Source organism: Nonomuraea terrae, assembly GCF_044465245.1.
GTDB classification, from domain to species: Bacteria; Actinomycetota; Actinomycetes; order Streptosporangiales; family Streptosporangiaceae; genus Nonomuraea; species Nonomuraea terrae.
In genome coordinates this window covers 1,037,020-1,050,928 of record NZ_JBITLL010000004.1, presented here as the reverse complement: position 1 = coordinate 1,050,928, position 13,909 = coordinate 1,037,020, and the positions used below count along the sequence as shown (strand labels likewise).

Annotated in this window: 11 protein-coding genes and 1 pseudogene; 3 read left to right on the top strand and 9 right to left on the bottom strand. The window is 67.4% G+C overall.

All coding sequences use genetic code 11. From position 1 onward, the window contains the following. Positions 1 to 44: 44 nt before the first annotated feature. Both ACIBP6_RS23110 and ACIBP6_RS23105 read right to left on the bottom strand, forming a co-directional pair. Positions 45 to 560, bottom strand: coding sequence for a CGNR zinc finger domain-containing protein (locus tag ACIBP6_RS23110; RefSeq protein WP_397055162.1), 516 nt, complete (start codon positions 558 to 560; stop codon positions 45 to 47). A gap of 28 nt (positions 561 to 588) precedes the next feature. Further along, positions 589 to 1,995 carry a PLP-dependent aminotransferase family protein gene (locus ACIBP6_RS23105; protein WP_397055160.1) on the bottom strand — a complete coding sequence of 469 codons (1,407 nt, stop codon included), beginning with the start codon at positions 1,993 to 1,995 and terminating at the stop codon, positions 589 to 591. A gap of 67 nt (positions 1,996 to 2,062) precedes the next feature. Here ACIBP6_RS23105 and ACIBP6_RS23100 point away from each other — a divergent pair, with 67 nt between their 5' ends. The 3 genes from ACIBP6_RS23100 to ACIBP6_RS23090 are packed head-to-tail and all read left to right on the top strand — an operon-like array spanning position 2,063 to position 4,380. Further along, positions 2,063 to 2,908 carry a DMT family transporter gene (locus ACIBP6_RS23100; RefSeq protein ID WP_397055158.1) on the top strand — a complete coding sequence of 282 codons (846 nt, stop codon included), beginning with the start codon at positions 2,063 to 2,065 and terminating at the stop codon, positions 2,906 to 2,908. Positions 2,909 to 2,953: 45 nt separating this feature from the next. After that, the gene (locus ACIBP6_RS23095; protein WP_397055156.1) at positions 2,954 to 3,976 is read left to right on the top strand and encodes a hypothetical protein; all 1,023 of its coding nucleotides are present in this window, start codon (positions 2,954 to 2,956) and stop codon (positions 3,974 to 3,976) included. A gap of 23 nt (positions 3,977 to 3,999) precedes the next feature. Beyond that, positions 4,000 to 4,380 carry an ASCH domain-containing protein gene (locus ACIBP6_RS23090; protein ID WP_397055154.1) on the top strand — a complete coding sequence of 127 codons (381 nt, stop codon included), beginning with the start codon at positions 4,000 to 4,002 and terminating at the stop codon, positions 4,378 to 4,380. Between the two features lie 553 nt (positions 4,381 to 4,933). On the opposite strand, the gene ACIBP6_RS23085 is transcribed toward ACIBP6_RS23090, so the two are convergent. The 7 genes and pseudogenes from ACIBP6_RS23085 to ACIBP6_RS23055 all read right to left on the bottom strand — a co-directional run bounded on the left by ACIBP6_RS23085 (position 4,934) and on the right by ACIBP6_RS23055 (position 13,303). Continuing rightward, positions 4,934 to 5,437: a GntR family transcriptional regulator gene (locus ACIBP6_RS23085; protein ID WP_397055152.1), complete on the bottom strand. Its 504-nt coding sequence runs from the start codon at positions 5,435 to 5,437 to the stop codon at positions 4,934 to 4,936. A 362-nt stretch (positions 5,438 to 5,799) separates the two neighbouring features. Next, positions 5,800 to 5,976 carry a VOC family protein gene (locus ACIBP6_RS23080; protein WP_397055150.1) on the bottom strand — a complete coding sequence of 59 codons (177 nt, stop codon included), beginning with the start codon at positions 5,974 to 5,976 and terminating at the stop codon, positions 5,800 to 5,802. Between the two features lie 1,666 nt (positions 5,977 to 7,642). After that, positions 7,643 to 8,065, bottom strand: coding sequence for an NUDIX hydrolase (locus ACIBP6_RS23075; RefSeq protein ID WP_397055149.1), 423 nt, complete (start codon positions 8,063 to 8,065; stop codon positions 7,643 to 7,645). Between the two features lie 1,069 nt (positions 8,066 to 9,134). Next, complete coding sequence (locus tag ACIBP6_RS23070; protein ID WP_397055148.1) at positions 9,135 to 9,950, bottom strand: RadC family protein; 816 nt, start codon at positions 9,948 to 9,950, stop codon at positions 9,135 to 9,137. A 434-nt stretch (positions 9,951 to 10,384) separates the two neighbouring features. Continuing rightward, positions 10,385 to 11,206, bottom strand: a pseudogene (locus ACIBP6_RS23065) (transposase family protein); the annotation flags it as partial. 125 nt (positions 11,207 to 11,331) lie between these two features. After that, a complete protein-coding gene (locus ACIBP6_RS23060) occupies positions 11,332 to 12,105 on the bottom strand; it encodes an alpha/beta fold hydrolase (protein WP_397055147.1) in 774 nt (257 codons plus the stop codon). 481 nt (positions 12,106 to 12,586) lie between these two features. Next, positions 12,587 to 13,303 carry a GntR family transcriptional regulator gene (locus tag ACIBP6_RS23055; protein ID WP_397055145.1) on the bottom strand — a complete coding sequence of 239 codons (717 nt, stop codon included), beginning with the start codon at positions 13,301 to 13,303 and terminating at the stop codon, positions 12,587 to 12,589. Positions 13,304 to 13,909 lie beyond the last annotated feature (606 nt).

The following is a 13,909-nucleotide window of genomic DNA, read 5'->3' as shown; positions in this document are numbered from 1 at the left end:
CTCGGCCCGCTCCTTCGCCTGCTGTCCATGCCACAAGGCACGAGTTACACCGTATCGGTGTTTGACCCTACGAGACGACGCGAACCCCGCTTCCTAGCCCGGTAAGCCCGTGTCTTGGTGCGGTTGCCGCATACCCGCATGGAACACCACGAGCGGGAACGGTTCTTCGACGAGTCGATGAACGCCCACTGGCATGTGCTGTCCGCGCACACCTTGAGACGGTCCCACGACGCCGACACGGCCGCCGCGGCGATCCGGGCCAGCCCGCCCGGCACACCTTCGCACGCGGGGACCAGCCTGGGCGCCTCGCCGGCCCGCACCGCGACGCGCAGGGGCAGCGCCGGGAGGTCGGCGGCCTCGCGTCTGAGCGCGGCCCTGAGCCCTTCGCGCAGGGCGTGGGCGGTGGTCAGGTCGTCGTCGGTGGCGCGGTCGCGCGGCCCGATCAGGTCTCGCTCGCGCAGCCACATGGCCAGCTCGGCGGGGGAGGACAGCTCGTCCGCCTGCGCCTCGACGTCGAAGGTGTTCACGAAGTCTCGTACGAGCTCCGCGGGGAACGGCATGCCGTCACTCTACTGGGCCCGCCGCGCGTCAGTGATCGCCGGTCGCCTCCGTCACGGCCTCGGCCAGCCGCCGTACGCCCTCGTGCAGCTCGGCCAGGTGCGCGGCGGCCATGTGCGTGATGCGCAGATGGGGGCCGGGAGGCTCCGACGGGAAGTACAACCTGCCCGGGCTCACCAGGGCGCCCTTGCGCCGTGCGGCCTCCACCAGGGCGTTCTCCTCGACCTCGGCGGGCAGGCGTACCCACAGATGCATGCCGCCGATGGGCAGCAGGTGGGGCTCGGCCTGCGGGATGCGCTCGGCGAGCGCGGCGGCCAGCGCGTCGCGGCGGGCGCGGATCTCGGCGTGCACGGCCGCCAGGTGCCGCCGCCACGCCGGCGTGCCGACGAACTCCAGCGCCGTCTCCTGCAACGGCCGCGCCACGAAGAACGACTCCACGAGCTGGCTCGCCCGCAGCCGGTGCGCGGCCGGCCCCCGGGCGATCATCGCCGCGACCCGCATGCTCGGCGACAGGATCTTGGTCAGCGAGACGACGTGCACCACGGTGCCGTGCGCGTCCATGGAGGCCAGCGAAGGGGGCGGCTGCTCGGTGAGGTAGCGGGCGTAGTCGTCCTCCACCACGAACGCGCCCGCCGCCCTGGCGACCTGCAGCACCTGCTCGCGGCGCTCCAACGGCAGCGTGGCGCCCGTGGGGTTGTGCAGCGTGGGCTGGCAGAAGAACACCCGCGCCCCCGTGACGGCGAACGCCTCGGCCAGCAGGTCGGGACGTACGCCGTCGCGGTCCACCGGCACGGCCGTCGCCCGCAGCCCCGCCGCCCTGGCCGCCGCCAGCGCCCCCGGATAGGTGGGCGTCTCGACCAGCAGCGGCGTGCCCGGCGCCGCCAGCGCCCGGAACGCGTGCGTCAGTGCCGCCTGCCCGCCGCTCACGATCAGCGCGTCGGCCGCCGTCACGTCGCCACCTGCCTGCGCCGCGAACCACCGCCGCAACTCCGGCAGCCCCGCCAGCGGCGGCATCGCCCAGGCTCCCGGACGGCGCACGGCCCGCGCCGCGGCGGCCGCGAGCTGCCGGTCGGGCCGCAGCCCCGGACGCAGGTAGCCGCCGGTGAGCGGCACCACCCCGTCGGGCGCCGCCTGCAGCAGGGTGGCGACCGGCTCGTCGTCCACCACCCGGTCGCCCAGCGCGACCGTCTGCCACGACAGGTCGGCGCCGCCGCGTTCGGACCGCTGCCGCCGCGTCACGAAGACGCCGCTGCCGGGCCTGGTTACCACCCGGCCCTCGGTGGCGAGCTGGCCGATCGCCCGTGACACGGTGACGGGGCTGACGTTGTGTCGACGCATGATCTCCCTGCTGGACGGCAGCCGCGCCCCCGCCCCGAGCCGGTCGGCCTCCTCGCGCAGGATGGCCGCGATATGAGCGATACTGCTATCGTTTTCCATGAGAGTTGAGAATAGCGCTACTGTCTCCGGGGGAGTAACGGTCCCGGTCGACCGACGGCGGGGAACGTTGCTGGCGTTCGTCGGGGTGCTGGCGTTCTCCGGGTCGTTCCCGGCCACCGTCTACGCGATGCGAGGCTTCGACCCGTGGCTGGTGGCGGTGGGCCGGGCGGCCGTGGCCGGAGCGCTCGCCCTGATCTGCCTGACAGCCGCCCGCCGGCCCCTTCTCCCGCCGAAGGGCCGGCGGACCGCCTACGCGCTGATCTCCGCCGGCGTCGTCTTCGGCTTCCCCCTCTTCAGCGGTCTGGCCCTGGACCTGGGCGCGAGCACGTCCCACGCCGCCGTCGTCACGGGACTGCTGCCCGCCGCCACGGCCGCCTGCGCCGTTCTCCGGGCGGGCGAGCGCCCCCGTCCCCTGTTCTGGGCAGCCTGTACGGCCGGCGCCCTCGCCATCACCGTCTTCACCCTCACCCGGCAGCAGGGCGAGGCGGCCTGGCCCGACCTCCTCCTCATGGGCGCCCTGCTGTCGGCGGCCGTCGGCTACACCGAAGGCGGACGCCTGGCGCGGCACACCCCCGGCTGGCAGGTCATCTCCCAGGCCCTCGTGCTCTCCCTCCCCGTCACCCTCCCGGTGACGGCCGTCCTGGCCCTGACCACCCCCGTCACCTTCACGTTCGACGCCGTGGCCGGGTTCGCGTACGCGGCGACCATCTCGATGTTCCTCGGCTTCTTCCCCTGGTACGCGGGCCTGGCCAGGGGCGGCATCGCCCGCGCCGGACAGACCCAGCTCACCCAGCCGCTCCTGACCCTCGTGTGGGCCTGGTTCCTGATGGGGGAGCGGTTCGGCCCCGCGACGGTGGCGGCGGCGCTGGCCGTACTCGTCTGCGTGGCCATCACCCAGCGCGCCCGTACTTGAAAGCCGTGACGCCGGCCCGCAGGATGGGAGAGGAGGTGTCACAACATGGCGGACCTCACGATCCCAGAGGGCGGCTTCTGGCCCGCGCCGGAGATCCCGCAGCCCAACATCTATCCCATGGAATGGCGCGTCGAGACGGAGAAGCTCGCCGCCATCTACGAGAAGTCGAAGCGCATGGTCTGGAACCCGGCCGACCTGCCCTGGGACGGCCTGAACCCCGACGACTTCACGAGGGAGCAGCGCCTCGGCATCATGTACTGGTTCGCGGTGCTGGCGAACTTCGACGCGTCGGGGCCGGCGGTGTTCGCCCGCGCCACGATCCACGCGTTCGAGAAGCACGAAGAGGACCCGGTCAGGAAGTGCTTCTTCTCCATCACCCGTGACGAGATGAACCACGAGGAGTGCTGCCAGCGCACCATCGCCAAGCTCTGGCCGGGCGGCCCCCTCGACTGGACCCCGTCCGACGACCTCGAAGCGGCCGCCCACAACAACATCGGCTGGCTCTACCACAACGGCGGCCGCTACTGGAACGGCTACAACTCGGCCGTCGGGAAATACAGCCTGCCGGTGTTGTTCACCAGCTTCATGATGGGCGAGATGGCCGCCTCCACCCTCTTCAGGGGCATGGCGTCGGGCACTCAGCACCCGGTCTTCAGCGAGATGTTCCAGCGCATCGGCCGCGACGAATCCCGCCACCTGCAGATCTGCATGACCATCCTGGACAACGAGTGGCCGGGCCTCACCGACGAGACCCGCGGCCTCATCACCCGTCAGCTGCGGGCCGGGTTCGTCTTCCTCAGCATGATCCTCTGGGAGCCGCCGGAGGGCTTCTGGGAGCTGCCGCCGTACTTCCTGCACAACCACCGCGTCCTCATGGACCACGCGCGCGACGCGGGCCTCGGCGTGCTGTCGTACGACGAGCAGGCGGAGAACTGGCGGGTGGCCATGGCGCGCATCCGCGCGATCGTGGAACGGTGGGGGATCGCCTTCCCCGCCATTCCCGAGCTGGACCTGGAAGGGGTGGAGGTCGACTTCATCGATCCCGAGGACATCATCCCCGTCTTCTAGGCTTGGGCACCATGTGGCCGCGTATGGATGGGCTCAGGGTCCTCGAACTGGGGACCCCCGGTGAGCTTCGCACCGAGCTGACCGAGCTGACGTTGTCGGGCGCCAAGACGGCCACGGCCGGGTTGCCGGCGCTCGACTACGACGCCGAGGGGGAGGCGGTTGAGCACGTGGGCGAGCGTCTCGTCCTCGTGGACGACTCGGGGATGCGGGCGGGTGAGGTCGAGGTCACGCGGGTGGAGCTGGTGCCGTTCGGGGAGGTGAGCTGGGAGTTCGCCCGGGCGGAGGGCGAGGGGTACACCTCTGTGGGGCACTGGCGGGAGTCGCACCGGCGGTACTGGGAGGGGCAGGGCGGCGAGGTGGGCGACGACACCACGATCGTCTGCCTCTGGTTCCGTCTCGTGTGACGACTGCTGATCGGACGGCATCTGCCATCGTCGCTCTTCATCCGGTACGCGTCTCGTCCAGGGCACGCTTCTCCGGGACGTATCTCCTCCGCGCAGCCCTCCTTTGTTGGCGGCGTGTGGCTCGTCCGTGCCGTCGTTCGGGGGGTGGTTGTCCGGAACGTGTCGTTGTGGGGGAGGCGTCTCGGCCGCGGGCACGCTTGTCTGGAGTATGTCCGGCCTGTACGTGCTTTCTCTCGTCGCGGTGGTTGACCGGCTGTTCTGCCGTGCCGCCCTGGTCAGCTCGCAGAACCATTTCAGCCCGCTGCACTGGCTCGCTCGTCGGGACACCGCTCGTGCGCTGCTCTGCCACGCTCGTTGGGACACCGCTCGCGCGCTGCTCTGGCCCGCTCGTTGGGACACCGCTCGCGCGCTGCTCAACTGCGCACTCGACTACCCGCGGACGTTCGCATCCGGTGTTCCTTCTTCGAGCGGATGGGCGGCTACGACAGCGACGTGCTGTTCGAGAACCTGGTGAGATGGGCTTGGTCCGATAATGCCTGGTCTGAGGCGTGTCTCATGCGGAATGTGTCTCATTCGGGACGTCAGAGGGCCAATGCTCCCGCTGGTGGACGTAACTTCCGCGATGCGGGACGCTGTAGACCCAGCCCTGCTCGCGGAGCAGAGCGATCGCCCGGCGTACGGTCTCGCGGGCGACGCCGTATTGGCGTACGAGAGCGGTCTCGCTGGGAAGCGGATGGCGCGGCTGCAGCTCGCCGTTTTGGATCTTCTCCCGGATCTCTCCTGCGATGTGTCGATAGATCGGTGTCTGCCGCGCCGGTGGGCCGGTTTGCCCGGGAGCGTTGACGAACGTCCCCTCGCCCTGTCGTGTGTGCACCAGTCCTTGGGTGCGTAGGACGTCGATCGCCCGGCGCGCGGTCGTGCGCGCGACGTTGAACTCCCGCTGGATTCCCGCCTCACTGATCACGAGATCTCCGGGGGAAAGCTCGGCGATGATGCGTGACCTGAGGACCTCGCTGATCTGGAGATAGAGATGGGTGTCGCCCTCGCGATTCAGCACGGCAAAAGAATATCCAACGGCCCAGACATAGGAAGGCCGATTAGAAACCCAGCTTTATGGGCCATTTCTTAGGCTCGGTCACATATGTCTCTTGTTAGGGTCCTGTCTAGACCCGTCCATGTTCCTGGAGATGTGCAACGTACTCGCGTGTGGTGGCCTTTGCGACGTAATGGTGCCGCAAAATGTTTCTCTCCTGGAATGACCAGGTGGGCAGGGTCTCGCCGAGCTGTATGTGTTCGGCAACCTCTTCGGCCTGTTTCTGATGAATCCGCGCCTTTGCGGCTACAGCGGTGTTTCGGGAGTCCGCCGAAATGCCCTCGCCGTGGATCACGTACGTCGTGCCTGCTCGCGCAGCTTGTGCGTCACTCGCCGCGTCGTTTCCCCGCGATGCCGTAGGCGCCTCTCCGGACCGCGAGCTCCCACACGGCCTCCGTGTCGCTTGCCACGAACGTCGGCGGGGTGCCCAGCAGTCGTTCGTACCACTTCAGTGCTGCCGCATAGTCGGTGACCGGAATACCTGCGTACAGGTCAAGGGGCATGTCGCAATCTTATCAACCTTGTCCATATTTGTGCGCTGTAACCCCAGTCGCCACACCATCCATCGGATACGCCGGCCGGTTAACGAATGCGACGCCTGCCGTGGACTAAGGGGTGACGGTCGCGTTGCCGTTGCGCGCGCAGTCGTGAGTGCGGGACGTTCGATGACGTCTCTTACCAGTGATTCCGGACGTAAGGCATTCCACTCGCTTCAGCGGAACCTGCTGTCGGACACGGAGGCGGCCACCGCGTGGGCCTTCGACAGCAACGACTCATGGGCGAAGGGGAATGGCGGTGGCCGCAGGGACTAGTGTGCCGCCTTTCCTGCGATTACCGCAGGCAATCCAACACGTTGGGCGGATATTGTTTTCTCTCCTCCGAGACAGGTTCCGCCGCAACGCTTACTTTTCTCACTAGTAAGGCATCATGCAGCAGGTCAAGCAGGAGTAAAGCGTAGCATCGGCTTTATGTTATAATTGCAGCATCCCGTGAGGTCGTTGATCTCCAGAGTCGATACTGACGCAGCCTGATCTCGATGCTCTTCGGCACGTCCACGCACCCGAGTGCTTTTCCCATTCGGCTCTGCCGAGACAGGAATGGACCGATTAGTCGAGATGGCGGAAAACACCCGTAAGGCCACGATCCGATGCCCAGAACAGGAGCCGTGTGCTGACTTACCCTAGGGTCATTCCGCTGTCCGCTCGCACACTGTCCTACCGGGCGTCAACCTGTTTGGGATGGTCGTGCCGCACGAGGATCCCGCTGCGGGGGCCGGCTCCCCGCCCGTCAGGCCTTACTGGCGATGGCCCATCTGCGTAACGGGCACCTGTGCCCGGCTGGCCGGCGGCTTTGGCATCGCCACCACCGCCTGGCGCTACGTCCGCGAACCCGTCCCACGCCTGCTCGTACTCGCCGACGACGTGCCGGCCGCCATCGAGCGCCGTCCGGCCGGCGTACGCAATCCTGGACGGCACGCTCATCGCCGTCTGACCGACTGGCCGATGAAAGCCGCACCACTCGGGCAAACGTCATCGGCATGGCGTACGGATCCGAGCGCGTCGGCAGGCTCGTGCGCGCTCACCTGCCCTGCTCGAAGCCATTCACGCAGCCCGGACGACGGGCCTCATCGACGCTCTGACCGAAGCCGCGACCAAGACCTTCGCTGACAGGGAAATATCAAGGCGCCGGCGGCAGCCACTCCGCGAGCGGCATCGCATCGTCCACGCCCGTCGCGCAACCAGAAGTCGGTCAACCGCGCCTGCGCCCGCATTCGGGTCATCGGTCAACGGGCCGTGGCCACACCCAAGACAGGAAAGCTGCAGGTGAGCGGCGGCGGCGCCATCCTCCGCGACCGTGACGGCAGGGTCGTCAGCACCTCCGGGCACGCACCGGGTGGGCGGTGTAGAAGGCGGTGAGCGTGTCTTGAACAGCGGCGTCACCGTGCAGCCGACCATCATGCCGACGGTGAGCCGCCCGCGGATGAGCGCGGCCACCTCGCCGACCGCCTGCTCGACGGGTGCGGGCCAACCATGATCGAACGATCGCGCGATTCGTCTACCCAACTGCCGGCACGGCCTGCGCTGCTGCCCTCACCGCGTGACCGGGATGGTCCTGGCGATCCTCGTCCGGTAAGCCGTGGAAGACGGCCGCCGCTCGGGATATGAACGCTCAGTGCTGGATCAAGCCGCCGATCGGGACGGGATTGACATGGCCGGTTGCCGGAAGGGTCTGTGCCAGAGCGAGGCCGACATCGACCAACGATGATCGGCGGAGGCGTACAACGTCGGGAATCGGGGTCCAGACCGACTCGGCGGTTTCGCCGTTCGGCTCAGGCCTGAGCTGGCCACCGGTGATTTCCACCTGGTAGAAGATGCCGACATTCTGATGCTCAGGCAGGCCGGGCATGCGGTCAGCTGCGGGAATCACCCGCGAATCCACCCCTAGCAAGCGTTCAACCACCCCGTCACAGCCGGTCTCCTCAGCAACCTCCCGGATGACGGCGTCGAATGGATCCTCTCCGTGCTCGACCTTTCCGCCAGGGAGAGTCCAGTGCCGCTCGCCCCTCGGCCCTACGTAATGGGCCAGCAGCACCCGCCCGTCCTCGATGCACCGGCGTACGCCGCCAGTCGGAAGCTCATCGCCGCACGCTATCCCAACGCCCAAGATGCGCACATTTCGTTATTCCTCCTGGGCGACTGCCGTCTTGCTGGGAGCCTTTCCCGACGGCCAGGTGCCCCATTGCCCATCCCAAGCAGCCAGGTCAGGCTGGAAATGGCTCACTTGCTGGAAATCCGAACCGGGCTGGTCGATGGCGCGTGGTCGGCCTCTCCGTCGTGCCCGGGGGAGAGCACGTCGCTGCCACAGGCGCGTATGCGCTACGCCGGATCTGCCGCCTCGGGCTCGACCCATCGCGCCCTCGGTCCTGAGGCGTGTGGCCTGTGCCAAGGCGATCGACGTGACAAGGTTCCCTCATGGCTTGGGTCGGTTGCCGCACTCGTTGTCGCGGGCCGCTGGGAAGAGTTGATGCTGACGCGCAGCGTTGGTGTCGATCATGCCTTTGCCTACAAGCACGGAGAAAGGCACGGGTGACGGCCATCGCGGACTCCTGAAAATCGCAGTTCAGGAAAACCATGGTCCGCGATGGCCGTTCACCGCAGTGTGCCGCCCGAACCGCCGGCCACTGGAGGGGATTGGCCGGTGACTCCGATTTCCTGCAACGGCACCCTATGGAGGGCTTCGGGTGCCGTCTTGTCTCCGGACGGGGCTGCAGCCCGCCCGGCGACATGGGTGAGGTGGAGTGTCCGGCTCGTCCTTTGTCGCCGCATGGATGAACCGGACACTTTTGACGACCGCACTTCTGCCGCCGTCGCTGTCCCACCCTGCATCTTCACGTTGTCCCCGGGGCGACGCGCCAACCCAAATCCCCGATATGAGGAAAATGGATCGCCCCTGAGCGCAGCGTGAATCCGCGGACGTGTGATCCAGGCCTCCAGGAAAGGCGCATGAATTCACGTCACGGGTAATGGCCGGCTGACGTTCCTAGCGGCCTACCCGCGCCATCAGGTTCTCATGGGCGTCTCTTGGAAGACTGCCGTTCGGAGCTATACATACGATCATGGCCTTTGCCGTTGGTGGGTTGATCATCCGTGGTGGATTTGATTTAGGCGGGAATCCGCCTCCAGGCACCATCCGTGATGATGACGTGGTCGACGAGTCGCAGCCCGACCGTGTCCGCGGCCTCGGCGATCCTGATGGTTGCCTCGAGGTCTTCAAGGCTCGGCTCCAGCGACCCGCCGGGATGGTTGTGGGCGAGGCCGAACACGGCTCCCCCTGAGGTGAGCACCTCGGTGATGACCTGTCGTATCGGCATGGCCGTGTGATCACTGCTGCCTTCCGTCAGGACCGTACGCTTGAGCACCCGCCCACCCGTGTCGCACACCACCAGGACGAGGCGCTCGTGAGCCCGGTGACGCAGCAGCGGGGCGCACACGTGAGCCAGGTCCGAGGTGCTCGTGATCCGTTCTCGCTCGGGGCTTTCCTGCGCTCGGCGTACGAGATGGAAAGCCGCCGTCACGCGGGCGGCCTTGGCCGGCCCGATGCCGGGCAGTGCCAGTAACCGATGCGGGTCGGAACGGCTCAGCGCATCGAGATCTCCGCAGTGCTCGATCACCTGACTGGCCAGGTCGAGCGCGCTCACCCCGCGGAATCCCGAGCCGAGCAGCACGGCCAGCAGCTCACGATCCGCCAGCGCGGCGGCGCCGCTGGACATGAGCCGTTCGCGCGGCCGGTCACTCTTTGACAGGTCTTTGACTCGCATCGACAACCTCCGCACCTGTTCTATCAACGGCCACCGACAATCTTTGACCTGCGCATTCGCGGCAAATGCGCCACAGTGGTCTCGTGGACTGCCGATTACCGTCCGCGACCACGGCGGAGATGTCGCTGACGAACGCGCCTCCGCGAAGACGCGGTACATCGACGGACCATGTGGACGCGGCTCGTGCGTACGGGGGCATGGCCGGCGTCCCATGAGGCGTCAGGAAGCGCGAGGTTCGCCAAGGTCCCCTTGGCGGCAGCGGGCAGCGAGTGCGTCCGACGTGTCTACGGCCGAACTGGAGGCTCCGTGCACGACCACCACCATGGGCAGGGCGCTCAGTCAACGTGATCTACGGCGAGTCATTCATGGACTGACATTCGCTGCGGGCCTTGAGGCACAGCCTTGCCTGGGATCGGTGCGGGGTGGAAAGCCTCTGGAGACTGGCTCAGGGTGGCGTTGGCGCAGCAGACGTGATCTTCCCACGCCACCCGAGCCGGAACGGCGAACGGCGAGAGTTGGGTGGTCCGGAAGGGTGTTGAGCCTCTCCACGTATCCGGGTATCGCGTTGCGTGACGGGCTGGTAGGGGATGGCCGTGTTCGAGGTGGAGCGAGCCCAGGGCGGCTTCGGCGATCGCGCCGATTCGCCGGGGGCAGACGCTGATGCGTCGCAGGGCCGTGAAGGTGGTCTTCAACGGGGAGTTCGCTGCTCAGCGCCGTGGACGCCGGGGATGATCAGGCTGTACTGCTTGGCGGCCTCGGAGAACGCGATGCCTTCTCCTTTTTTGACCGGCATTCGCAGCTTTTGACCGGCATGCGCAGCGCGGGTCCGGCCAGCCCCTCATAGCCCAGGCCGGTCAGGGTCGGCATGCCACGGCGGCGGTTTGCTCAAGCGCGGCCATCAGCCCGACGGCGGCCTTCGCGCACGTCGGGTCGTGTTCCTCGCCAGGGCGGACGTCGGAGACCAGACCGGCCGGCCGGTCGGGTCCGACAGCACCTGGATGTTTCCCGCCGTGGTGCTTGTGCTTCCCGGGCCGCCACAGGTCGGGGTCGTTCCGGAGTGGGCGCATCGGTCAGTGGGTACCACGGTGCCGTCCAGATTCAGATGTCCGTGGCCTGCTGCCTCGGCCGCGGTGATCGCCTCGGGCAGGTCCGGAGCGCACCTGGCCACGGCGTGGATCCCCTCGTGCAGGTAGTCATAGGCAGTGGACTTCCGATCACCGTTGTCGGCCGCAAGTTGCGTCATCTGGTTGCCGTCCAGGAACCAGCGGATCAGCGCCGCCTGCCGGTGACAGCCCAGAGACCGACGTCTCTGCCGGGTGCCCCTTTGCCCGGCGCGGCATCAGTAGGCGGGACAGAAAGAACACCGTCTCTTCCCGGACGTTCAGCACGGCGGTGTATGGCTCGATGGAGTCCACGTGAAGCCGCGCGGCATGAAGGTGATCCTTGGACAGGGCCTCCTTCTACCAGGGGCTTCACGCCGTTTCACGACAGGATCCGTAGATACTCTGCCGGCCGCTACAGCCACACGCGCGCGACGGCTTCAGCGGCGGACGATGATTTCCATGAGCCGTTCCGGCGCCCGCAGCGGCAGATAGTGATCAGCCGCAGTCACGACTTCCAGGTGAGCACCGGGAATGCCCTCGGCGAGTCGGCGAGCGATCACGCCGATCTCCGAGTGATCGTGATCGCCGACGACGACGGTAGTAGGCACCGTGACGCGGTCAAGGAGCTCAACGGCGCCTACCTCCGAGAAGCGGACGTGGCCCTTCTCGGCGGCCGCCCGGATCTTGGCGTTCTCGGTGACCATGCCAGCGATCGCCGCGTATCCCGGCGCCCGATCGCCCAGCGAGGCCCATATTGCGAGCTCCATCTCGGCCAGGCGGTCGGCATCGTTCCCGCGGTTCACCGCCGTGTAGGCGTCCATCTCGGGAGACTGCGGCCAGTCGTGGCCACTGGCCGACGCCGCGACGAGGACCAGCGATCGCACCCGCTCCGGATGCTCCAACGTGAAATCGAGCGCGACCTCGCCGCCCATGCTCAGCCCAACCAGTGCGGCGCGCTCGATGCGAAAATGGTCGAGGACCGCGAGCAGGTCGTCCTCATAGCGGAACGGCGCGGTCGGCAGCGTCGAACGACCCAGGCCTCGCGCGTCGTACCGGATCGCGGTGCGGTGGCGTGCCAGTTCAGGGAAAACTCCGTCCCACAGGCCACTGTCATGCATGGAGCCGTGAAGCAGGACCATGGGTGCTCCGTTGCCGGATTTCTCGGCCCACCGGCGGCCGTCACCGGAGACGGGGATGTACTCGATCGTCATAGGAGCGATTCGACCACACACGTGCTGCTCCACCTCGACGGCCAACTCCAGATGACGTGACAGCCGGGTACGCGGGAAGGCTCGTTCATTGTGCGGCCGAGGCCGCCACAGTCTCCGCTGGTAAGCAGGGGCGCGCTGGGGTGGTCCGGGAGGGCGGAACGGCGTTCGTTGTGAGCCCGGTCGCAACGACGGCCGCTGGGCGGTTCGCGCGCGAGGGCCTGCGTTGGGCGGGCCGGCAGGGGTGATCGGTGTCTGCTTCCAGACGCGGGCCGCAACGGCTTCCGCTGGAGAGCTGAGTTGCCCGGCGTGGGCCCCGGGTGTGGAACGGGCACGTTGAGCGAGTGGCGACATGGACGGCGACCGTTCGGCCGGCCAGGGGCGACGGCAGTCGAGGACGGGGTCGCCAGTGCAGGGGCGCACAGGTGGTGAGGGCAGGGTGAGCGCTCCGGGCGAGGAGGCGCCCGCCCGGAGCCCTTAACGCTCAGACGGGCATGCTGTACGTGACCCGGAATCGGTCACCTGGAACGACGATGTCGCTCGTCTCCACGGGGCGATCGCCGGCCCAGTGGGTACGTTCGACGTGCAGAACGTGCACGCCGGCCGCCAGATCAAGCGCATCGCTCTCCGCCGGGCGAGGAACACGGGTGTGTACGCTTTCGACGACTTCAGTGATCTTTATGCCGTGTGCGTACAGCCTCGCGACGACACTTCGTCGTTCGTCGTCCGAGTGGGGGGCGAACTCCCGCGGCTCGTACGAGGTGGCAAGTTGGAGCGGCTTGCCGTCGCCGCGGTAGACGTAGCGGGTTCTGGTCAGCATGGTCGACTCCGGCAGGCGTAGCCGCTTGGCGACGACAGGACCCGCTTCGACAGGTTCGCTGTGCCAGTCCCATGTCACACGTCTGCCCTGAGACTGCAGGTCGGCGGCGAACGGGGCAGGGTGATCGAGGAATCGCCAGCGGTGGAGTGGTGTCAGGTCTGGGCGTTGCCTGACGTAATGGCCCGAGCCCACCCGGCCGATGATGAGGCCTTCGCCCGCGAGTACGCGTAGCGCGTGACGAGCTGCGGTCTCGCCGACCTGATACTTGCGAGTCAGCTGCGCCCGCGAGGGAATGGGCGCACCGGGGGGAAGGGTGCCGTCGGTGATCTGTCGCCGGATGTCTTCGACGACGCGCAGGTAGACCGGATCTGAGGTGGCCACTAGTCCATCCCTGGGGGTTCGTGTGAGGCGTTGCCCCATGTTGCCGTATTCGGCAGGTAACCGACCGTCATCGATGACGGCTGGAGCCCCAACTTTGCAATGGCGGAAAATTATCGGAGAAACTCTGTAACGCAGACGTAAGGTGCAGCGATTCTTCGGTAGAGGTCGTCGATGTGTGTACCCCCGAGCACATATCGGCGGCCTCTTCCCATGCCTGCTGCGGCCACGAGCAGCACAGGGCAACACCTTGGTCGGCGTCTGGCGGCGGGCCACCGTGACGCTGTGTGGCGATACAGTCACGATAGACCGTCGGCCTCATGCCACGCTCGGGCAACGTGATGGCCGCATACCCGTGTGCTGTCTCCCAAGCTCACGTCGATCTGCTCTGGCCCTGACGTCTCCCTTCTTAATCGGGCTGCAACTGCCGTCTTGAAACGGTTCATTCGCACCTGACATGGCGAAAGCACCCGCCGTTGTGTTGTCAGACGCCCACCACGTTGATCGTCCTTCGTGGGCATGGGGGCTCAGAGGTGGTGGGCTGGCCACCTACGATTCGAGCGGCAGCCAGGGCCAAAGACCCAGTGCTTGGCTTGGACGGAGTTCCCA